This window comes from Zhihengliuella alba (assembly GCF_039538765.1).
Taxonomy (GTDB): domain Bacteria; phylum Actinomycetota; class Actinomycetes; order Actinomycetales; family Micrococcaceae; genus Zhihengliuella; species Zhihengliuella alba.
Map to the genome: position 1 here is coordinate 708271 of NZ_BAABCJ010000001.1, position 20835 is coordinate 729105.

A 20835-nucleotide genomic window follows, 5' to 3' on the forward strand; every position below is an offset into this window, starting at 1 on the left:
GCCACTCTGGAGCCCCGAGCGGGCTGACCGTTCCCTGCAGATCCACGCAAGGTTTCTACTGAATGTAGAAACTTGGCTCGCGAGGCGGTAAATTGGTCTCAGCAGCGGCCGGGGTGAACGCCCCGTGCCGCCTGCACCACGCTCAAGAACACGAAGGACTACAGACAAGTGGCCACACTCGGCGACCTCGAACGCGCAGTCATGGATCTGCTCTGGGACAGCCCGGAGGCGCAGACCGCGAACGGCCTGCGCGACGCGCTGGCCGAATCCGCCAGCGCGGACGGCAAGGAGCTGGCGGTGACGACGGTGCTCACGGTCCTGGCCCGCCTGGAGAAGAAGAACCTCGTCAGCCGCGAGCGCGATACCCGGCCGCACCGCTACCGGGCCGTCATGACCCGGGAGGAGCACACGGTCGAGCTGATGAACGATGCCCTCGGGACCGTCATGGACCGGGAGGCCGTGCTCGCCCGCTTCATCGGCGGGATCTCCGACGACGAGGCCGCGGCGCTGCGTCGGCTCCTCGACGGCGGCCGCGCCGACGAGCAGCCCGCCTAACCGCCGGCCGCGGCGCCGATGCTGCTGACCTCCTACCTCCTCGCGGGCCTCGCCATCGCTCTGGCGTGGCCCGTTCCCGTCTGGCTGTCCAGGGCGGAGTTCGTCGCCCGCTCCCCCATCGCCACGCTGGTGCTCTGGCAGGCGATCGCCCTGGCCGGCGGGCTCTCCATGATCGGGGCATTCGCCCTCTGGGGGCTGGCCCCGCTCGGCGACAATCTCCTGGAGAGCCTCGTCGAGTTCTGGCGGATCGTCACCGGGCGCAGCTCCGCCGACGGGCTCGGGGCCCTGCACCTGTTCGCGCTGAGCACGGCCGCCCTGCTCGGCGTGCACCTGGTGTTCACGCTCCTGCTGACGTGGATCCGGGTGCACCGGCACCGCCTGCGGCACCGTCGGCTCCTGTCGCTGCTCTCGAACCCGTCGCCGACCCTCCCGAAGACCGTGGTGGTCCAGCACGACACCCCCGTGGCCTACTGCGTGCCGGGGGTGACCAGCGCGGTCACGGTCGTCTCCCGCGGCCTCATGGAGGCCCTGGACGAGGAGGGCCTCGCCGCCGTGCTCGCGCACGAGCGCGCACATCTGGACCAGCGCCACGATCTGCTGGTCCTGGCCTTCGAGTCCTGGCACCAGGCCCTGCCGTGGCTGCCGACCTCGCGCCTCGCGCGCTCGGCCGTGCACGAGCTCATCGAGATGCTGGCCGACGACGCCGCCCTGCAGCAGGTGCCCCGCCGGACACTGCTGCGGGCCGTGGTCACCGCGGCGACCGGTGAGTCCCCCGTGGCGGGCGCCGAGGCCGGCCTCCCGGAGGGAGGACTCTCGACGCATCGGCTCAAGCGACTGATCACGGCGCCGGTCCCGCTCCCCCGCCTCGCGGTGGCCGGCCTCGCATCGGCATCGGCACTGCTCGTCCTCGTGCCCACAGGACTGGTCCTCGTCCAGGCGGCCTTCGACTGAGGCCTCCTCCGGCCGCGCTGGAGGCGTTCCGCCACACCCCGGGCGGAGGCGGCCTTCCGGTCAGGCGTCGATCTGCTCCCGGTCCAGCCGCTGGGAACCGGTGATGATGAAGTCCTTGCGGGGAGCCACGTCGCTGCCCATGAGCAGCTCGAAGATGCGCTCCGCCCGCTCGGCGTCCTCGATGTTGACGCGGCGCAGCGTCCGGTGCCGCGGGTCCATCGTCGTCTCCGCCAGCTGCTCGGCGTCCATCTCGCCGAGTCCTTTGTAGCGCTGGATCGGCTCCTTGTACTTCCGGCCCTCGGACTCGAGCCGTTCCAGCACCCGGTGCAGCTCGGTCTCGCTGTACGTGTAGACCATCTCGTTCGCCTTCGACCCCGGGTTGACCACCTCGATCCGGTGCAGCGGAGGCACGGCCGCGAAGACGCGGCCGGACTCCACCATGGGGCGCATGTAGCGGAAGAAGAGCGTGAGCAGCAGCGTCCGGATGTGCGCGCCGTCGACGTCGGCGTCGGTCATCAGGATGACCTTTCCGTAGCGGGCCGCCGAGAGGTCGAAGCTGCGGCTCGATCCGGCACCGATGACCTGGATCAGGGCGGCGCACTCGGCGTTGTTCAGCATGTCGCCGACGGAGGCCTTCTGCACGTTGAGGATCTTGCCGCGGATGGGCAGCAGCGCCTGGAAGTCGGAGCTGCGTGCCAGCTTCGCCGTGCCGAGGGCGCTGTCGCCCTCGACGATGAAGAGCTCCGACTTCTCGACGTCGTTGCTGCGGCAGTCCGCCAGCTTCGTCGGCAGCGAGGACCCCTCCAGGGCCGTCTTGCGCCGCTGCGTCTCCTTGTGCACGCGTGCCGAGATCCGCGACTTCATCTCGTTGACGACCTTGTCCAGCAGCTGACTGGTCTGCTGCCGGTCGGCCCGTGCCGTCGAGGACAGCTTGGCCTTCAGCTCCTTCTCGACCACCTTGGAGACGATCTGCCGGACGGCCGACGTGCCGAGGATCTCCTTGGTCTGCCCCTCGAACTGGGGTTCGGCGAGGCGGACGGTGAGCACAGCGGTCATGCCGGCACCGACGTCGTCCTTCTCGACCTTGTCGTTGCCGGCCTTCAACTTCCGCGCGTTCGCCTCGATGTGCTTGCGGAACGTCTTCAGGAGCGCCTGCTCGAAGCCGGTCTGGTGCGTGCCGCCCTTGGGCGTCGCGATGATGTTCACGTAGCTGCGCACCGTGGTGTCGTAGCCGACGCCCCAGCGCAGGGCCACGTCGACCTCGCACACCCGTTCCATGTCGGTGATCTTGCTGCGCCCGTTCGCGTCGAGGACGGGGACGGACTCGTGGAAGGTCCCGCTCCCGTGGAACCGCCACACGTCCGTCACGGCGGCATCGGGGGCGAGGAACTCCACGAACTCGGAGATGCCGCCGTCGTGCTGGAAGACCTCGGTGAGGGGCGCATCGGCGCCCGCGGTGCCCGGCAGGCGACGCTCGTCGCGGAGCTCGATGCGCAGCCCGGGCACGAGAAAGGAGGTCTGGCGGGCGCGGGCCTGCAGCTCCTCATAGGAGAACTTCGCGTCCGGCGTGAAGATCTGCCGGTCCGCCCAGTAGCGGATCCGCGTCCCGGTGACGCCGCGCTTGGCCTTGCCGACGACGTCCAGCTCGGACTGTTGGACGAACGGCTCGAACGGCGCGTCCGGCTTCGCCTTGCCGGTGTCCTTGAACCGGCCGGGCTCCCCGTGGCGGAACTGCATCCGGTAGGTCTTGCCACCGCGGTCCACCTCGACGTCGAGCCGTGCCGAGAGGGCGTTGACCACGCTGGCGCCGACGCCGTGGAGGCCGCCGGAGGCGGTGTAGGAGCCGCCGCCGAACTTGCCGCCCGCATGCAGCTTGGTGAAGACGACCTCGACGCCGGACAGGCCGGTCTTCGGCTCGATGTCCACGGGCACGCCACGGCCGTCGTCGCGGATCTCGACGGACCCGTCGGGATGGAGGACCACGGTGATGCTCTGGCCGAAGCCGGCCAGCGCCTCGTCCACCGAGTTGTCGATGATCTCCCAGAGGCAGTGCATGAGGCCGCGGGAGTCCGTGGAACCGATGTACATGCCGGGACGTTTGCGGACCGCCTCCAGGCCTTCGAGCACGGACAGGTGCCGTGCGCTGTACTCAGAACTCGGTGCCACGCGGCAGCAACTCCTTCGGGGGTCGAACTGGGAAACGGATTGCAATCCCAGCAAGTTTACGGGCCAGCGGGCCCGGAACCGAGCTGCCCCGCCGGGGAGTACCGAGCGGGCCCTCGGGCGGATGCCCGTTGCTGTGCCGGGCGCCACAGGGAACGCCGGGTGTGCTACGCGGTCAGCGAAAGACACGCTCCAACGGCATGGAATGCGGGCGCGAACTGGTTTGATGGAGTGCATACCGACTAGAGGAGGTCGTCATGAGTGCAACTACAGTGGCAGAACGCGAACTCACCGCACTTGATCGCTGCGATCGTTGCGGTGCCCAGGCGTATGTGCGGGCCGTGCTGGCGACCTCGGGCGGAGAACTCCTCTTCTGCGGGCACCACGCCCGCGAAGTCGAGTCGAAGCTGCGTCCCCAGACCTCGGGCTGGCAGGACGAGACCAGCAAGCTCCACGAGAAGCCGTCCTTCGCAGAAGTGGACTGATCCGGCTCCGCGACCCGGTCGCGGACCCGCCGACTGCGGATGGAAGAAATGAGAAGCGGCCGGCCACCCTCGGGTGGCCGGCCGCTTCGCTGTCCGCACCGACCCTGCTCTCCAGGCAGGCCGACCCCGCGAACGGCAGCAGGCAGGTGCGGATACGGCGAAGGCCGCCCGGTCCGGGACCGGGCGGCCTTCGCCGTTGGCTCGACTCCTAGTCGAGGTAGTCCCGCAGCACCTGTGAGCGGGACGGGTGGCGCAGCTTGGACATCGTCTTCGATTCGATCTGCCGGATGCGCTCGCGCGTCACACCGTAGACCTTGCCGATTTCGTCTAAAGTCTTCGGCTGTCCGTCGGTCAGGCCGAAGCGCATCGCCACGACCCCTGCCTCCCGCTCCGAGAGCGTGTCCAGCACCGAGTGCAGCTGCTCCTGCAGCAGCGTGAAGCTCACGGCGTCGGCCGGGACGACCGCCTCGGAGTCCTCGATCAGGTCGCCGAACTCCGAGTCCCCGTCCTCGCCCAGCGGCGTGGACAGCGAGATCGGCTCGCGGCCGTACTTCTGGACCTCGATGACCTTCTCGGGCGTCATGTCGAGTTCCTTGGCCAGCTCCTCCGGGGTGGGCTCGCGGCCCAGATCCTGGAGCATCTGGCGCTGCACGCGGGCGAGCTTGTTGATGACCTCGACCATGTGCACCGGGATGCGGATGGTGCGCGCCTGGTCGGCCATGGCGCGGGTGATGGCCTGACGGATCCACCAGGTGGCGTAGGTCGAGAACTTGAAGCCCTTGGTGTAGTCGAACTTCTCCACCGCGCGGATCAGGCCCAGGTTGCCCTCCTGGATGAGGTCCAGGAACAGCATTCCGCGGCCGGTGTAGCGCTTGGCCAGCGAGACGACGAGGCGGAGGTTCGCCTCGAGGAGGTGGTTCTTGGCGATCTTGCCGTCGTGGACGATCTGCTCGAGGTCCCAGCGCAGGCGCTGATCCATCGAGTCGCCCTCGGCGGCGAGCTTGTGCGTCGCATAGAGGCCCGCCTCGATGCGCAGGGCCAGGTCCACCTCCTGCTCCGCGTTGAGGAGGGCCACCTTGCCGATCTGCTTGAGGTAGTCCTTCACGGGGTCCGCGGTGGCGCCAGCGACGAGGACCTGCTGCTGCGGGGCGTCGTCGTCGTCCGAGGAGAGGACGAACCCGCGACTCTCCTCCTCGGGCTTGCCCGGCTTCTCGGCCTCCGGAGTCTCGGGATCGACGGTCGGGGCCTCGGGCTCCTCGAGTTCCGTCTCGGCCGGCTCTGCGCCCGCCTCGGGGTCGGCCGCTGCCTTCTTCGCCGCGCCGCGGGTCGACTTGGCGCGAGTCTTCTTCGGCGCCTCCTCGTCGGCCTCGGGCCCGCCGGCGGCCGCCTCGGCCTTCGCCTTGTTGAGCCTGCGCGTGCGCGCGCTCTTCTGCCCCGGCGTGAGGTGCTCCTCCTCCTGGGCCGCCTGGGTCGTCTCTTCTGCGCTGTTGGCCGCGGTCGTCTTCGCCCGGCCTCGGCCGGTCTGAGAGCTGGTCTCGGTAGCTGGCACGAATTACCTTCCTCACGTGAGATCCGTGGAGTCGCCGGGTGGGTAACGCCACTATGACCCTGTCAAGTCCGGCTGATCGCTCGCGACGATCCCGACCGCAGGGTCTCGTTCAAGAGAACGTCTGCAGTCGTCCCTGTGTTCCCGCCTCCAGAGGAGTGCTGGAACCGCTTGCGGACCTCTCGGCGCCGCCAGGAGAACTCGGACCCAACCGGGTCTGCGTCCCAGTGTCTCACGAAACCCGGTGAATGATGCACCCGGGCGGCTCGATTCGTCGCCCCTCCCGACACCCTCTGCGGCCAGCACTCCCCCGGACGGCGGCGTCGACGTCCGCCGGTCATGCGGCGGCATCGAGCGCGGCACGTCGCCACGCCCGCCGCGGGTTGTGCACCCAGGCGGCGAGTGCGCCCCGGTTGAGCATCGTGATCAGCACCTGCGCCACATCATCGTCCTGGAGGAACGGCCGCCCCGCGTGCAGCAGTCGGCTCGCTGCCGAGCTGCGACCGCGGGCCCACTCGATCCAGGCCATCATGGTCAGGAGGGAGGAGCGCTCCGTCGGGTCGGCCACCGCCACGAGCTCGTAGCCGGCGGTCCACAACCGGTCCAGCGTCAGCCAATCGGGGGCGAGGTCCAGTTCACCGATGATCAGCTCGACGGCCCCCGAGGCCAGCAGACGAGATCTGCGTAGCAGGCTCGACTGCATCCGGGGCGTATAGCCGGGGTCCCCCTCCTCCCGCGGCAGACGATCGGCCCGCTCGGCTCCTGCGGCGATGTAGAGGAGGAAATTGCGGCTCTGGAGCCGCCGCATGCCGGCGAGGAGCGCAGACGTCGTCGTCGGGTCCGCGCGGAGGCGGGCCCCGACCGTCGCGGAGGGATGGCTCAGCACCTCGTTCCACAACAGCATCAGGGAGCGGAGCGTTCTGGCCGGAGGCTGCCCGGCGACGATGGCGTCCACGCCGCTGCGGACACGGTCCGGGTCCGGCCAGGCAGCCGTGTTCGTGCCGTCCCAGAGGCCGGCCTTCGGCGCGCTCCCGCGCACCGTCAGCTCGAGGTGCGTCTCCGTGCTCTCGAGGGCGGCCAGGGGATGGCCCTCCTCGGGGCAGCAGGCGGGTCGTGGGCAGCCGTAGTGCCGCCAGGTCTCCGCCCCGACGTGCCAGGCCCCTCGCATCGCGACGTTCTGCAGTGCGAGAACGACCTCGACCTGCTCGAGGAGGTCCCCGTACGGGATGCCCGGCCCGGGCGCCTCGGGACTGTAGACCACGACGATCGCGCCGTCGGCGTCGGGGATCCGCTCCAGCAGGGAGGCATGCCTCAGTGCGTGAGTGCAGTTCTCCTCTTCCTGCTCCGCCACGGAGGACGCGACCGGAGGCAGGCCGGTACGCAGGGTCGCGACGAGCCGCTTGCCGTCGAGGACGAGAGTCACGAGGGCGTCGCGGGGCTCGAATCCGAGCAGGTGCGGCACGAGCGCGAGGACGCTCTCGGAGTCGGACACGGTGATGGGGTCGCTGGGGACCGGGTGCTGGGGTGTCGGCGTCATGCACCGACCCTGCCCGTCCGCGGCGGCCGCCGGCCGGACGCACGGACGCGCTGTGGATCGCCCCGCGACGCCTCGCGCGTGTGGAGGACGAGTCAGTCGTCGTCGACGTCCCGGGCGGACAGATAGGCCTCGACGGCGTCGGCGAGGTCCTCTCCGTCGGGAACGGATTCCCCGGCGTCGAGCAGCAGCGAGCGACGCCGCTCGGCGGGCACGAACTCATCGAACCGGCGTTCGAACGCGTGGACCATCCGCTGGATCTCCGGCGATCCCGCCACCTGCTCGTGGATCTGCCCCTCGACCGCCCGGCCCGCCTCCCGGAGCCGGTCCGTGGGCAGGCCGAGCCCCATGGCCGCGCCGAGGTGCTCGAGTGCCGCCACAGCGACCTGCGGGTACTCCGCATCGCCGAGGTAGTGCGGGACGTGCAGGGCGTAGCCGACGACGTCGCGTCCGGCCTTCGCCAGCTCGACCTCGATCAGATGGGTGACCGACGCGGGCAGCTCGGCCCGGGGGTTCCAGGTGGTGATCCCCTCGGCCAGGTCCGGTCGCGTGCCATGGACGGTCACACCGAGCCGGCGCGTGTGCGGCACCGGCATCGGGATGCCGCTGAAACTCCCGGTCAGGCGGACGTTCAGCCCGACGGCGAGGCGCACGACGGCGGCCACGAAGCGGTCCCACTGCAGGTCCGGCTCGGGGCCTGTCAGGAGGAGGAAGGGCGTACCGAGCCCGTCGACCAGGCGGTAGAGCTCGATCCGGGGCCGCTGGTAGGCGGCGAAGTGGTCGCCGAGGAAGGAGATCTGCGGTCTCCGGTCGCGGTAGTCGATCAGCTGGTCGGCGTCGAAGCTCGCGACCAGCACGGAATCGAGTTCCTGGAGGAGCGCGGCGCGCACCTGCGGGATGACATGCCCTGCGTCGGCGTGGCCGTCGAGCGCGACCACGAGGTCGCGGCCCTGCAGTTCGACGTCGTCGATGATCTCGTCGTTGAGACGAACAAGTGTCAACGGGTCCAGCACGTTCTCTCCTCTCCCCACCGCTTCGGCTCTCTGCGCGGCGGCCTTCCGGCCTGTCCTGCTCAACCGCGGGCCCGGCCCGTTTGTTCCCTCGGCAGGAGCCGCCGGGAACCGCGAACATCCTAGCGCCGCCACCAAAATCGGGGGGCCCACACGTTACGATGCAGACGACCCATCACCGTTCGAAGGCGCCCACGGGCGTCGTCATCGCCGTCGGCCCCGTGCCGGGCATTAAGGACCCAGATTCTGTGATCACCCCATCCGACCTGAAGCTGACCGCCGTATCGACCGACATCAAGCGCGTCTCCGCGGACGCGCTGGTGCTCGGGGTCGCTGCGGCCGACAAGCAGGCGAAGCGCCCCGCGCGGATCGTCTCGTCCCCGCTCCCGGCCGCCGAGACCGCGGCGCTCGACCGCGCCTTGGCCGCCGTGGGGGCAACGGGCGGGGCGGATGAGCTCGTCCGCCTCGGGGCACCGGACGGGACGCGGGCCGACGTCGTCGTGCTGGTCGGCCTCGGCAGCGTCGGCGACGAGGGCGTCGAGCGGGAGGCGCTGCGCCGTGCCGCGGGCTCCGTGGCGCGGCAGGTGACCGGGCTGGGCAAGCTCCTCTTCGCGCTCCCCGCCGAGGACGCGGAGAGCGCGGCGGCTGTGGCCGAGGGGATCGCGCTGGGCGCCTACCGCTTCGACGCGTACCGGTCCGAGAGGCCGGAGGAGACCGTGCTCTCCGAGGGCATCGTCGCCACGGAGGCCTCCACTGCAGCCGGCCTGCCGGCAGCCCTCAAGCGCGCGGCGGTGCTCGGGCGTGCGGTCCGCGCAGTGCGCGACCTCGTGAACACGCCGTCGAACGACCTGTATCCCGAGGCGTTCGCGCAGATCGCCTACGACGCCGGCAAGGCATCCCGCGTCAAGGTGACCGTGCTGGACGAGAAGCGGCTCGAGAAGGACGGGTACGGCGGCATCATGGGCGTCGGACGTGGCTCCACGCGCCCGCCGCGCCTGGTCAAGGTGGAGTACTCGCCGTCGAAGCCGGTCAAGCACCTGGCGATCGTCGGCAAGGGCATCACCTTCGACACCGGCGGGATCTCCATCAAGCCGGCTCAGAACATGCACCACATGAAGTCGGACATGGCCGGTGCGGCGACCGCGCTCGAGACCGTCCTCGCCGTCGCGGAGCTCGGCCTCCCGATCAAGACGACCGCCTGGCTGTGCCTGGCCGAGAACATGCCGTCCGGCTCGGCGACCCGACCGGGCGACGTGGTGACCATGCTCAACGGCAAGACAGTCGAGATTCTGAACACCGACGCCGAGGGCCGCCTGGTCATGGCCGACGGACTCGTCGCCGCCAGCGAGGAGAAGCCGGACGTGGTCCTGGACATCGCGACCCTCACCGGCGCGCAGATGGTGGCCCTGGGACGACGCACGACGGGGATCATGGGCGACGACGAGATCCGCGACGCCCTCGTGGAGGCCTCCCGGGCCGCGGGCGAGACCGCGTGGGGGATGCCGCTCCCGGAGGAGCTGCGCCCGTCCATCAAGTCCGAAGTGGCCGACATCGCCAACATCGGCGAGCGGAACGGCGGCATGATGACCGCCGCCGTCTTCCTGAAGGAGTTCGTCGGTTCCACCGAGGGGCGACAGATCCCCTGGGCCCACCTCGATATCGCCGGCCCCTCCTTCAATGACGCGTCGCCGTACGGCTACACGCCCAAGAACGGCACGGGAACGATGCTCCGCACGCTGGTTGCCTATGCGGAGCGGTTGGCGGAGTAACGTCGGCAGGGGCCGCTGGCGACGTCCTGTGCGGATGCGCCAGCGGTCGGGGCGACGCCGGAGGTGCTCCGACGCACGTCCGACCCGAATGCCGGGCTCCACCCAATCCGGCTAAGGTGTCTTTTGACAGAACACAGAAAAGAGCTGGTGACGGCAGCCGCCTGATCCTGCTCGCCCATTGCAATCCCGTCCTGTCGGGAGCAGATCACATCGCGAGGGAGCGTTCACGTGGCCGAATCGGCAACACCGCAAGAGTTTGACGTCCTAATCCTCGGCGGCGGCAGTGCCGGCTACTCGGCCGCGCTGCGTGCCGTACAGCTCGGCTTCAGCGTAGGCCTCGTCGAGAAGGCCAAGCTGGGCGGCACCTGCCTGCACACCGGTTGCATCCCGACCAAGGCGTACCTGCACTCGGCAGAGCTCGCCGAGAATGCGCGAGAGGGTGCCAAATACGGCATCAACTCCACGCTTGAGTCGATCGACATCGCCAAGGTCCGTGAGTACAAGGACGGCGTCGTCGCTGGCAAGTTCAAGGGTCTGACCGGCCTGCTCAAGATGAAGAAGGTCACCGTCATCGAGGGCAACGGCCGCCTCGTCGGCCCGGACACCATCGATGTCGACGGCGTCTCCTACAAGGGCAAGAACATCGTTCTGGCCACGGGCTCCACGTCCAAGACGATGGGCATCGAGATCGGCGGCCGGGTGATGACCTCGACCGAGGCCCTCAACATGGAGGATCTGCCGAAGTCCGCCATCGTCCTCGGCGGCGGCGTGATCGGCGTCGAGTTCGCCTCCGTGTGGAGGTCCTTCGGCGTCGACGTGACCATCATCGAAGGCCTCCCGAGCCTGGTCCCCAACGAGGACCCGGCGATCATCAAGAGCCTCGAGCGAGCTTTCAAGAAGCGCGGCATCAAGTTCAACACCGGCACCTTCTTCGAGAAGGTCGAGCAGAACGACTCGGGCGCGAAGGTCACGCTCGCGGACGGCAAGGAGTTCGAGGCCGATCTGGTCCTCGTGGCCGTTGGCCGTGGACCCGTCACGGAAGGCCTCGGCTTCGAGGATCAGGGCGTCAAGCTCGATCGTGGCTTCGTCATCCCGAACGAGCGCCTCCACACCGGGGTCGGCAACGTGTACGCCATCGGTGACATCGTCCCGGGCGTGCAGCTCGCCCACCGCGGCTACCAGCACGGCATCTTCGTCGCCGAAGAGATCGCCGGCCTCAACCCCGTGGTCGTCGAGGACATCAACATCCCCAAGGTCACGTTCTGCGAGCCGGAGATTATGTCGGTCGGCTACTCCGAGCCCAAGGCGGCCGAGAAGTTCGGCAAGGATGCGATCGAGACGATCGAGTACAACCTGGCGGGCAACGGCAAGTCCTCGATCCTCGGCACCAGCGGACTCGTCAAGATGGTCCGGCTCAAGGACGGTCCCATCGTCGGCGTGCACGGCATCGGCGGCCGAATCGGCGAGCAGATCGGTGAGTCGCAGCTGATCGTGAACTGGGAGGCCTACCCGGAGGATCTCGCGCCGCTCATCCACGCGCACCCGACGCAGAACGAAGCACTCGGCGAGGCCGCCCTGGCCCTCGCCGGCAAGCCGCTGCACGGCTAGACCGCGCAGCACCGGCTCGGGCAGGGCCCGTCACGTCCGTTCCGCGACGGGCGCTGCCCGAGCCGGTGAACTAAGCTCACCCATAGTCGTCCGAGGCCGCCAGCCCACGCCGTCGTACCTCGAACAGTTTGCTAGCCCTAAGGAGAACGGGGACGAAATGTCTGAAACCGTGAACTTGCCCGCCCTCGGTGAAAGCGTCACCGAAGGTACCGTCACACGTTGGCTGAAAGCCGTCGGCGACCGCGTCGAGGTCGACGAGCCGCTGGTGGAGGTCTCCACCGACAAGGTCGACACCGAGGTCCCCTCGCCGGTAGCCGGCGTTATCGAGGAGATCTTCGTCGGTGAAGACGAAGAGGCCGAGGTCGGTGCACCGCTGGTGCGCATCGGCGACGGCAACGGCTCCGACGACGGGGCCCCGGCTGAGGACCAGGCTTCGGCCGAGGAGTCCTCCGACGAAGAAGCCCCCGCCGAGGAGGAGCCCGCGCAGGAGGCCTCCGAGGAGAGCGCCGAGCCCGCCCCGGCGCAGGAGCAGAGCTCGGGCTCGTCGGATCAGGCGGCGGAAGATGCCGCAGAGGTGACCCTGCCGGCTCTCGGCGAGTCCGTGACCGAGGGTACGGTCACCCGCTGGCTCAAGTCCGTCGGCGACGACGTCGCCGTGGACGAGCCCCTGCTTGAAGTTTCCACCGACAAAGTCGACACCGAGATCCCGTCGCCGGTCGCAGGCACCTTGCTCGAGATCCGCGTCGGCGAGGACGAGGTGGCCGAGGTCGGCTCCGTGCTCGCACTCGTCGGTTCCGGGGCTCCGTCCGATTCGAGCGGGGAGACGGCCGCACCGAAGGAGGCCCCGAAGCAGGAGGAAGCCCCCAAGGAAGAGACGCCCAAGGAGGCCCCGAAGCAGGAAGCTCCCAAGGAGGAGGCACCCAAGGAGGCCCCGAAGCAGGAAGCTCCCAAGCAGGAGGCGTCCCAGGCCGAGAAGCCGAAGGACAGCCCCGCCGGTGGGACTGGAGACGGCTATGTGACGCCGTTGGTGCGTCGCCTCGCTGCTCAGAACGACGTCGACCTCAGCACTGTCGAGGGGACCGGCGTTGGCGGCCGCATCCGCAAGCAGGATGTCGAGGCGGCCATCGAGGCCAAGAAGGCGCAGAGCACGCCCGCCGAGGCCCCCGCGAGCGCCCCGGCCCCGGCCGCCGCGAGCGCACCCAAGGTCGAGGCGTCGTCGCTGCGCGGCACCACCGCCAAGGCCCCCCGGATCCGGCAGGTCATTGCACGCCGGATGCGCGAGTCGCTCGACGTCTCGACGCAGCTCACGCAGGTGCAGGAGGTCGACATGACCCGCATCGCCAAGCTGCGCACCAAGGCCAAGGCAGGCTTCAAGGCCACCAACGGCACGAACCTCACCTTCCTGCCGTTCATCGCGAAGGCCGTCACCGAGGCGCTCAAGCAGCACCCGAAGCTGAATGCAGAGTACGACGAGGACAAGCAGGAAATCACGTACCACGGAGCCGAGCACCTGGCGTTCGCCGTGGACACGGAGAAGGGGCTCCTCGTTCCCGTGGTCCAGAACGCCGGTGATCTGAACCTCGCCGGTCTGGCCGGGAAGATCGCCGATGTGGCCGGCCGAACCCGTGACGGCAAGATCGGTCCGGACGAGCTCTCGGGCGGAACGTTCTCGATCACGAACATCGGTTCCGTCGGCGCCCTGTTCGACACGCCGATCATCAATCAGCCGCAGGTGGCCATTCTGGGTACCGGCGCGATCGTCAAGCGCCCGGTCGTGGTGACCAACGACGAGGGCGATGACACGATTGCCATCCGGCACATGATGTACCTGTCGCTGACCTACGATCACCGGCTGGTCGACGGCGCGGACGCCGGTCGCTTCCTGCAGACCCTCAAGGCGCGCCTCGAGGGTGGCGCGTTCGAGAGCGAGCTCGGGCTCTAGCACTAGCGCCGACGAACCGTCGATCGGCACAGCGCCCGTGGGGCGGAACCCTGGTCCAGGGTTCCGCCCCACGGGCGTCTTCGGCTCCAGAGCGACCGCTGGCCGCTTTTCGACAACGCGTCGAACTGGCGTAGGCTGGTCGCATGGAATTCCTGCACCTCCTTCTGGTCTTCTTTCACATCCTCGGTGCGGCTGCACTCGTCGGCGGCTGGCTCGCGTCCTTCAAGACGCCGACGGTCGGTACCTGGCAGCACATCGGCGCCTGGGTCCAGTTGATCACCGGTCTGGGCCTCACCGTCCTGGCCGAGATGTCCTCCGACGGCGGACCGGTGAACCATGCCAAGATCGGCGTGAAGCTGGTCCTTCTCGTCGCAGTCTTGGTCGCAGCCGTCATCGGCAGGCGCAAGGTGAAGAACGGGGAGCCGGTCCCGACCGGCATTGCCCACACGGTCGGCGGTTTCTCGCTGATCAATGTGGCCTTGGCTGTGTTCTGGTAGGCCGCCCCCCGAGGCTCGTGCGAGTTCACCGCCGCTGAAGCCCCATGAATCTGGCTGCCGAAGGGCCGCTCCCGGTGTTTCAGGACTCCGGGAGCGGCCCTTCGCGTACCCCCGCGATCTTCCAGCCGCCCTCCTCCTCCCACTGCAAGTCCATGATCAAGGCGACGGGCTCCCCTGCCGGAACGCTCTCCGCGGCCCCTCCGTCCACCGGAGCCACCCTGTAGGGTCCGACCGCGGCCAGGACCTCGACGGTGGCAGTCCGGCCTTCCCGAGCAACTAGCCGGACGCCGCTCAGCGATGTCCGGAGACCGGCGTACCGCAGATCCCTTGCGGCCATTTGCGCGATGATCTCCCGGTCCCGTGCCGCTGCCTCCTCCCCCGCGTAGACGAGATCCAGCCTGTCGGAGTCGGCTGCCCCGAGGGCTGCGTCCCGTTCCTCGGCCAGCCGCACGACTGCTTCTTCCGGTGTGACTACGGGCTCCGCCGTTCCAGGGACCGCCGATGGGGAGGCCTCGGATGGAGGGCTGCCGGCACCGCGGGCTGCATCGCTCGAGGCGGCCTCCGGACCGTGCGGCGAGATCGTCCCCGGCCCGTCCTCGACGAGCGCGGAACCGGCCAGCAGCGCCGCCATCAGGATGACCGCTGCCGTACTCCACAACGCGACCCGCCGGAGCAACCGTCCTCGATTCGGCCGAGCCCCGCGCTTCTCCTGACTCCGCTTCAGGTCACGCCGCCGGAACGGCCGGCCAGCACGGAACAATCCCTGCTCCGACGCTCTCCTCTTGATCCGGAACGCGGCCCACGGCCCGGCACCTCCCGGCAGCGCAGCAGGCATCTGTGTGACCAGACGCGACAATCCGATGTCGTCGACTGACCGAACGAGATCCACAGGTTCCGGCGTCCCCGCGTCGAAGATCCCTACATGCGCCTCGGCGGCGCTCGGTCTGCGCCGGGCATCCTCGGAGAGAGCGGCCTCGATCAGACCGGCGACACCGGCCTCGACACCCGAAACGAGGCTCGGGAGGGGCGGGCGCGTCGGCGTCGGTCCGGGAGGGCTGCCGGTGAGCACATACCAGGCGACGGCTCCCCAGGCATAGACGTCCTGCAGGGGACCGGCGGATGCCTCTGGATCGTTCGTCAGCTCAGGTGCTGTGTAGCCGGCAGAACGCCCGGGCCTTCCAGGCCGGCCCAGTAGACCGGCGAGCCCGAAGTCCGTCAGCTTCGGCATGCCCGAGGCCGTGAACAGCACATTCGCAGGGCTGATGTCGCCATGGGACACGTCCTCGCTATGGAGATAGGCGAGAGCCGCCGCTATCGGGGCGAGCACGGTCACCGCCTGCCCGGGCGTCAAGACCCCGTCTCTCTCCACCAGCGCCTCCACAGAGCCGCCGGGGAGCATCTCCATCAGCAGTCCGCCTCCGACCTCCGAGCGGGCCGTGCCGTGCACCTCCACCAAGTGCTCGTGTCGCAGGCTCTGAAGGACCTCGGACTCGCGGCGGCGGAGCCCTGCCCAGGTGTCGTCGGCGACGACTTTGAACGCCAGGGGTTCGCCGGACGCGGCGCGGACCTCGTACACCGCCCCCGTGCTGCCCCTGCCGACCGTCCTGACGATCTCCACGTGCTCCGGCGGGCCGCCCAGTCCTCCCGGTGCACGGCCCGCAGGACCGACTTCCGGTATCCGCGGCTGCTCGAAGGACCGGAGCACGGGACGGCCTCCGGAGCTGTCGTTGCCCACCCCGGCCTTCCGCTCCAGGCCCGGCTCCTCCTCGGCCCCATCATCAGGCCCGGCCAATCGCTCGGCCCCGCCGCCCCACGGCTCGCCCGCGTCGAGAGTGCCGGATACGGGACGGTCGGCGGCGTGCCGTGCGCGCCGGCGCCGCGATAGCGGATGCTCCAACTGCGGTTCAGGTTCTCGGGACTCCATGTACCCGTTGTAGTCCTTTCCGACGTAACGCGCAGAAACTATCCACAGGCTCCGCCGGTCGGCCGCGTAGCAGTCGCCGGTGAGTGGAATCACCCCACGCCGCCGCGTAGGCTGACCGTTATGCCACTCAAGTTCCGCCCCCTCGGGTTCGCGCCCGAATTCGTCGATTACCGGCAGTGCTGGGAGCTCCAGCGGACTCTCCACGGCGAGATCCTCGCCGGGGAACGAGAGCCCGAGATCCTGCTGTTGGAGCACGCCCCCGTCTACACGGCCGGCAAACGCACCAAGCCGGAGGACCTCCCCGTCGACGGAACGCCGGTGGTGGACGTCGACCGGGGCGGCAAGATCACATGGCACGGGCCCGGCCAGCTGGTCGCCTATCCGATCGTCCGTCTGGCGGACAAGTCCGCCGTCAAGGACTATGTGTGGCGCCTCGAGGAGGTACTCATCCGCGTCGTCGCCGAGTACGGCATCGACGCGACGCGCGTCGACGGCCGGGCCGGTGTCTGGGTGCTCGGCGACGGCATCCGGCAGGACCGCAAGATCGCAGCCATCGGGATCAGGGTTCTCCGTGGCGTGACCCAGCACGGATTCGCCCTGAACTGCTCCAATTCCCTGGACCCCTACGGCAATATCATCCCCTGTGGCATCACGGATGCCTCCGTGACCAGCATCAGCGCAGAGGCCGGACGTGCGGTCGCACCCGCAGACGTCCTCCCCAGCGTGCAACGGGAGTTCGAGAACATCCTCCCGCCCGCACTCGGTGATCCCACGCCGGCTACCGCCGCGTCCGGTTCATCCCCCGCCCAGCACCCGACACATGGAGTAAATGCATGACACTGGCACCCGAAGGCCGTCGCCTCCTCAGGATCGAACAGCGCAATGCCGAGACGCCCGTCGAGCGCAAGCCCGACTGGATCAAGGCCAAAGTGAATATCGGCCCCGAGTACGTGGAGCTGAAGAACCTGGTGAAGTCCGAGGGTCTCCATACGGTCTGCCAGGAGGCTGGCTGCCCCAATATCTTCGAGTGCTGGGAGGACCGCGAGGCCACTTTCCTCATCGGAGGCTCCGAATGCACCCGGCGCTGCGATTTCTGCCAGATCGACACGGGCAAGCCAGCGGCCCTGGACCGCGCCGAGCCGTTCAAGGTCGCGATGAGCGTCAAGAAGATGGAGCTGCGGTACGCGACAGTGACGGGCGTGGCACGCGATGACCTCGAGGACGAGGGAACGTGGCTCTACGCGGAGACGGTCCGCCAGATCCACCGCATGAACCCCGAGACCGGGGTCGAGCTATTGATCCCTGATTTCTCGGGGAACCCAGAGTTCCTGGATGCGATCTGCGACTCCGCGCCGGAGGTGTACGCCCACAACGTCGAGACAGTGCCCCGCATCTTCAAGCGCATTCGGCCCGCGTTCCGCTATCAGCGCTCCCTCGACGTCATCACGCACGGCCGCGAGCGCGGTCTGATCACGAAGTCGAACCTGATCCTCGGCATGGGCGAGACCCGCGCTGAGATCTCGGAGGCTCTCCGTGACCTCCACGAGGCCGGATGCGACCTCATCACGATCACGCAGTATCTCCGTCCCACGGAGCGCCACCTGCCGGTGGACCGCTGGGTCAAGCCGCAGGAGTTCATCGAGCTCAAGCAGGAAGCCGAGGAGATCGGCTACCTGGGCGTCATGAGCGGCCCGCTCGTGCGCTCCTCCTACCGTGCAGGCACTCTGTGGAGCGAGGCCGTGCGGAAGAAGGAACTCCAGATCACGTAGAATTGACCTATTATGGCCAAAACCCCCACCGACGCATCCGCAGAGGAGCCGCAGAAGCGCCGCCTCTTCACCCGTAAACCGAAGGCTGAGAAGTCTGCCAAGGAGCCGGGCCGCCTGAAGCAGATGGGCCAGGTCTTCCAGATGACCCGCCGCCACGACCCCAGCGTCGTGTGGTGGATGTTACTGGCATTCCTCGGCACCATTGCGATCGGGCTCGCCATCGGCCTGCTGATCAACAACTGGATCACAGCCGTGCTCATCGCGATTCCGGTTGGCCTTCTCCTGGCCACCATCATCCTCTCCCGCAGGGCTGAGACGGCCGCCTTCGCTCAGATCGAGGGTCGTCAAGGAGCAGCCGGCGCGGCGATGAGCGTCCTGCGCCGGGGCTGGATCATCAAGGAGGAACCGGTAGCGATCTCTCCCCGGACCCAGGACCTGGTGTTCATGGCCGTGGGCCGACCCGGTGTCGTGCTCGTGACCGAGGGGCCGACGAACCGGGTGCGTCCGCTGGTCGAGGGAGAGAAGCGGCGTCTGGCGCGGGTCCTGCCGAATGTGCCGATCCACATCATCAATGCAGGATCCGCTGAGGACCAGACGAAGCTCGGCGGCGTCTCGAAGAAGATGAAGAAGCTGCCCAAGGCCCTCAACAAGGTCGAGGTCCAGACGGTCGACCGTCGCATCAGCTCACTGAACATGAACAAGATGCCGGTGCCGAAGGGCATCGACCCGACCCGTGCACGCCCGGACCGGCGCGCCATGCGCGGCCGCTAGGCGAATCCGCCCGCGATGACTGAATGGCCGTCTCCGAATCACTCGGGGACGGCCCTTTCTGTACTGCGCGAGGAACCTCCGGCGCGGCCACCGGCAGTTCGGTTCAGCGGATCCTGACCAGGATGGTCCCGCGCACCCTGTCGTGGAGACCGCGCTGATCGGCGTCGGTCACGAATGCGGGCACGACAAGGCACATCAGGAGCGTGCGGACCACCCCGTCGAGCGGGCGTACTGCCCCACCGTTCAGACGCTGCACCTGCAGACCCAGGAGGCGGTGCCCGATGGTGTGGCCCGTGAGACTGACGAGCACCAATGTGGCGGCAGCGAAGACGAGCAAGTTGGCGACCGCGTCCCCGCCGAAGAAGAAGTGCGAGATGACCATGGCGAGAGCCCAGTCGATGCAGAGGGCAACGACGCGCGGACCGATGCGGGCGACGCTGCCGGGGCCGGCCTCCGGGCGACCGAGGCGCTGGCCCGGCCAGGCCTCGCTGTTCAACTGAGGCGGCCCTTCGAGCCAGGATCCGAGGTCTCTTCTCTCCACCGGCCCAGCCTACCGTGGGCGACGCGATCCGGCGGCCGCAGCGGCCCCGGACGCACCGTCGGTCCTTCAGCGTGTTACACCGGTGAAACAATTGCGACACTGCCGGGTAACGCCGGTTCGTTAGGATCGTTACATCATCGGGGCCCGACACCCGAGGCGCATGCCGTTCGAGACACGTGCGCTGATTGCACACAAGGAGCAGTTCTAGATGTTCAAGAATCCGGACGAAGTCCTCAAGTACATTGCCGACGAAGAAGTGAAGTTCGTCGACATCCGATTCACCGATCTCCCGGGTGTCCAGCAGCACTTCAACGTCCCGGCCAAGTCCGTGGACGCCGACTTCTTCGTGAACGGCCAGCTCTTCGACGGCTCCTCGATCCGCGGCTTCCAGGGCATCGCCGAATCGGACATGCAGCTGATCCCCGACGTCTCGACGGCGTTCATCGACCCCTTCCGGGTCGAGAAGACCCTGGCCATCAACTTCTCCATCATCAACCCGCGCACCGGAGATCCGTACCACCGCGATCCGCGCGGCGTTGCAGAGCGCGCCGAGGCCTACCTCGCCTCGACCGGCATCGCCGATACCGCCTTCTTCGCTCCCGAGGCCGAGTTCTTCATCTTCGACAATGTCCAGTACGCGTCGACGCCCCAGGGGTCCTTCTACAAGGTCGACTCCGAAGAGGCGCCGTGGAACACGGGTCGCAAGGAGGAGGGCGGCAACCTCGGCCACAAGACCCCGGTCAAGGGCGGTTACTTCCCGGTCGCACCGATCGACAAGCAGGCGGACCTGCGCGATGCGATCTGCGTCGAGCTCGACGCCGCCGGTCTGGAGGTCGAGCGCAGCCACCACGAGGTCGGTGCTGCCGGCCAGGCGGAGATCAACTACCGGTTCGACACGCTCACGCATGCCGCTGACGACATCCTGAAGTTCAAGTACATCGTCAAGAACGTGGCCCAGGCCTTCGGACAGACCGCCACGTTCATGCCCAAGCCGATCTTCGGCGACAACGGCTCCGGCATGCACTGCCACCAGTCGCTCTGGGCGAACGGCGAGCCTCTCTTCTACGACGAGAAGGGCTACGCCGGACTCTCGGATCTGGCCCGCTGGTACATCGGGGGTCTGCTCAAGCACGCCTCGGCCGTCCTCGCATTCACCAACCCGACGGTGAACTCCTACCGCCGCCTGGTCAAGGGCTACGAGGCACCGGTCAACATGGTGTACTCGCAGGGCAACCGTTCCGCGGGCATCCGCATCCCGATCACCGGCTCCAACCCGAAGGCGAAGCGCATCGAGTTCCGCGCGCCGGACCCCTCCTGCAACCCGTACCTGGCGTTCTCCGCCCAGCTCATGGCCGGGCTGGACGGGATCAAGAATCGCATCGAGCCCGCCGCTCCGATCGACAAGGACCTCTACGAGCTCCCCGCCGAGGAGGCGAAGGACATCCAGGTCGCGCCCGGCTCACTCGACGAGGCACTCGAGGCACTGGAGAACGACTACGAGTTCCTGCTCGCCGGTGACGTCTTCACGGAGGACCTCATCCAGGCGTGGATCGCGTACAAGCGCGAATTCGAGATCGAGCCGCTGTCCCTGCGCCCGAACCCCTACGAGTTCGAGCTGTACTTCAGCTGCTAGCCCGGCCGTCGGCCGTCCGAGCCCGTTGATCCGGGACCGGACGCCCGGCGCGCACCGCGAACAGCGAGGGCCCCGCCTCCTCCCCGCACCACTGTGCCGGAAGGAGGCGGGGCCCCTTCGTGTGCCCTCCGCCTCCG

The 20835-nt window shown here is 68.5% G+C and carries 17 protein-coding genes; 11 read left to right on the forward strand and 6 right to left on the reverse strand.

What is annotated here, in order from left to right; translation table 11 throughout:
- Positions 1 to 168: 168 nt before the first annotated feature.
- Positions 169 to 555: a BlaI/MecI/CopY family transcriptional regulator gene (locus ABD784_RS03190; RefSeq protein ID WP_344879810.1), complete on the forward strand. Its 387-nt coding sequence runs from the start codon at positions 169 to 171 to the stop codon at positions 553 to 555.
- An 18-nt stretch (positions 556 to 573) separates the two neighbouring features.
- Complete coding sequence (locus ABD784_RS03195) at positions 574 to 1506, forward strand: M56 family metallopeptidase (RefSeq protein WP_344879813.1); 933 nt, start codon at positions 574 to 576, stop codon at positions 1504 to 1506.
- Positions 1507 to 1566: 60 nt separating this feature from the next.
- On the opposite strand, the gene ABD784_RS03200 is transcribed toward ABD784_RS03195, so the two are convergent.
- Positions 1567 to 3672, reverse strand: a complete 2106-nt coding sequence (locus ABD784_RS03200) for a DNA gyrase/topoisomerase IV subunit B (RefSeq protein WP_344879816.1) — start codon at positions 3670 to 3672, stop codon at positions 1567 to 1569.
- Positions 3673 to 3926: 254 nt separating this feature from the next.
- On the opposite strand from ABD784_RS03200, the gene ABD784_RS03205 reads away from it, so the two are divergent.
- The gene (locus ABD784_RS03205) at positions 3927 to 4154 is read left to right on the forward strand and encodes a DUF7455 domain-containing protein (RefSeq protein ID WP_344879819.1); all 228 of its coding nucleotides are present in this window, start codon (positions 3927 to 3929) and stop codon (positions 4152 to 4154) included.
- A gap of 208 nt (positions 4155 to 4362) precedes the next feature.
- Here ABD784_RS03205 and ABD784_RS03210 read toward each other — a convergent pair whose 3' ends face one another.
- The 3 genes from ABD784_RS03210 to ABD784_RS03220 all read right to left on the reverse strand — a co-directional run bounded on the left by ABD784_RS03210 (position 4363) and on the right by ABD784_RS03220 (position 8247).
- Positions 4363 to 5703: an RNA polymerase sigma factor gene (locus ABD784_RS03210; protein WP_344879822.1), complete on the reverse strand. Its 1341-nt coding sequence runs from the start codon at positions 5701 to 5703 to the stop codon at positions 4363 to 4365.
- Between the two features lie 334 nt (positions 5704 to 6037).
- On the reverse strand, positions 6038 to 7237 hold the full coding sequence (locus tag ABD784_RS03215; RefSeq protein ID WP_344879825.1) for a DUF4192 family protein: 1200 nt from the start codon (positions 7235 to 7237) through the stop codon (positions 6038 to 6040).
- A 92-nt stretch (positions 7238 to 7329) separates the two neighbouring features.
- The gene (locus tag ABD784_RS03220; protein WP_344879828.1) at positions 7330 to 8247 is read right to left on the reverse strand and encodes a proteasome assembly chaperone family protein; all 918 of its coding nucleotides are present in this window, start codon (positions 8245 to 8247) and stop codon (positions 7330 to 7332) included.
- Between the two features lie 245 nt (positions 8248 to 8492).
- Between ABD784_RS03220 and ABD784_RS03225 the strand changes: the two genes are divergently transcribed.
- From ABD784_RS03225 to ABD784_RS03240, 4 genes are all read left to right on the forward strand, one after another.
- Positions 8493 to 10013 carry a leucyl aminopeptidase gene (locus tag ABD784_RS03225; RefSeq protein WP_344879830.1) on the forward strand — a complete coding sequence of 507 codons (1521 nt, stop codon included), beginning with the start codon at positions 8493 to 8495 and terminating at the stop codon, positions 10011 to 10013.
- Positions 10014 to 10241: 228 nt separating this feature from the next.
- On the forward strand, positions 10242 to 11621 hold the full coding sequence (gene lpdA, locus ABD784_RS03230; RefSeq protein WP_344879833.1) for a dihydrolipoyl dehydrogenase: 1380 nt from the start codon (positions 10242 to 10244) through the stop codon (positions 11619 to 11621).
- Positions 11622 to 11778: 157 nt separating this feature from the next.
- Complete coding sequence (sucB, locus tag ABD784_RS03235) at positions 11779 to 13563, forward strand: 2-oxoglutarate dehydrogenase, E2 component, dihydrolipoamide succinyltransferase (protein ID WP_344879836.1); 1785 nt, start codon at positions 11779 to 11781, stop codon at positions 13561 to 13563.
- Positions 13564 to 13706: 143 nt separating this feature from the next.
- Complete coding sequence (locus ABD784_RS03240; RefSeq protein ID WP_344879839.1) at positions 13707 to 14060, forward strand: hypothetical protein; 354 nt, start codon at positions 13707 to 13709, stop codon at positions 14058 to 14060.
- Positions 14061 to 14139: 79 nt separating this feature from the next.
- Here the strand turns inward: ABD784_RS03240 and ABD784_RS03245 are convergent, their stop codons facing one another.
- Entirely contained in the window at positions 14140 to 15678 is a 1539-nt protein-coding gene (locus tag ABD784_RS03245) for a serine/threonine-protein kinase (RefSeq protein ID WP_344879842.1), read from the reverse strand.
- Between the two features lie 426 nt (positions 15679 to 16104).
- On the opposite strand from ABD784_RS03245, the gene lipB reads away from it, so the two are divergent.
- Genes lipB through ABD784_RS03260 form a run of 3 tightly spaced genes read left to right on the forward strand, consistent with a single transcriptional unit; the run spans position 16105 to position 18524 of the window.
- On the forward strand, positions 16105 to 16821 hold the full coding sequence (gene lipB, locus ABD784_RS03250; RefSeq protein ID WP_344879845.1) for a lipoyl(octanoyl) transferase LipB: 717 nt from the start codon (positions 16105 to 16107) through the stop codon (positions 16819 to 16821).
- Positions 16818 to 17753 carry a lipoyl synthase gene (gene lipA, locus ABD784_RS03255; RefSeq protein WP_344879848.1) on the forward strand — a complete coding sequence of 312 codons (936 nt, stop codon included), beginning with the start codon at positions 16818 to 16820 and terminating at the stop codon, positions 17751 to 17753. The genes lipB and lipA overlap by 4 nt, the downstream gene beginning before the upstream one ends.
- A gap of 12 nt (positions 17754 to 17765) precedes the next feature.
- Complete coding sequence (locus ABD784_RS03260; RefSeq protein WP_344879851.1) at positions 17766 to 18524, forward strand: DUF4191 domain-containing protein; 759 nt, start codon at positions 17766 to 17768, stop codon at positions 18522 to 18524.
- Between the two features lie 103 nt (positions 18525 to 18627).
- Here the strand turns inward: ABD784_RS03260 and ABD784_RS03265 are convergent, their stop codons facing one another.
- Entirely contained in the window at positions 18628 to 19065 is a 438-nt protein-coding gene (locus ABD784_RS03265) for an RDD family protein (RefSeq protein ID WP_344879853.1), read from the reverse strand.
- Positions 19066 to 19273: 208 nt separating this feature from the next.
- Between ABD784_RS03265 and glnA the strand changes: the two genes are divergently transcribed.
- Positions 19274 to 20698 carry a type I glutamate--ammonia ligase gene (gene glnA, locus ABD784_RS03270; protein ID WP_344879856.1) on the forward strand — a complete coding sequence of 475 codons (1425 nt, stop codon included), beginning with the start codon at positions 19274 to 19276 and terminating at the stop codon, positions 20696 to 20698.
- The last annotated feature ends 137 nt before the right edge of the window (positions 20699 to 20835 follow it).

Bases quoted from the DNA above. Each gene is read 5' to 3' on its own strand.
- ABD784_RS03195 (WP_344879813.1), top strand. From the start codon at position 574: ATGCTGCTGACCTCCTACCTCCTCGCGGGCCTCGCCATCGCTCTGGCG.
- ABD784_RS03205 (WP_344879819.1), top strand. From the start codon at position 3,927: ATGAGTGCAACTACAGTGGCAGAACGCGAACTCACCGCACTTGATCGC.
- ABD784_RS03215 (WP_344879825.1), bottom strand. From the start codon at position 7,237: ATGACGCCGACACCCCAGCACCCGGTCCCCAGCGACCCCATCACCGTG.
- sucB (WP_344879836.1), top strand. From the start codon at position 11,779: ATGTCTGAAACCGTGAACTTGCCCGCCCTCGGTGAAAGCGTCACCGAA.
- ABD784_RS03240 (WP_344879839.1), top strand. From the start codon at position 13,707: ATGGAATTCCTGCACCTCCTTCTGGTCTTCTTTCACATCCTCGGTGCG.
- lipB (WP_344879845.1), top strand. From the start codon at position 16,105: ATGCCACTCAAGTTCCGCCCCCTCGGGTTCGCGCCCGAATTCGTCGAT.
- lipA (WP_344879848.1), top strand. From the start codon at position 16,818: ATGACACTGGCACCCGAAGGCCGTCGCCTCCTCAGGATCGAACAGCGC.
- ABD784_RS03260 (WP_344879851.1), top strand. From the start codon at position 17,766: ATGGCCAAAACCCCCACCGACGCATCCGCAGAGGAGCCGCAGAAGCGC.
- glnA (WP_344879856.1), top strand. From the start codon at position 19,274: ATGTTCAAGAATCCGGACGAAGTCCTCAAGTACATTGCCGACGAAGAA.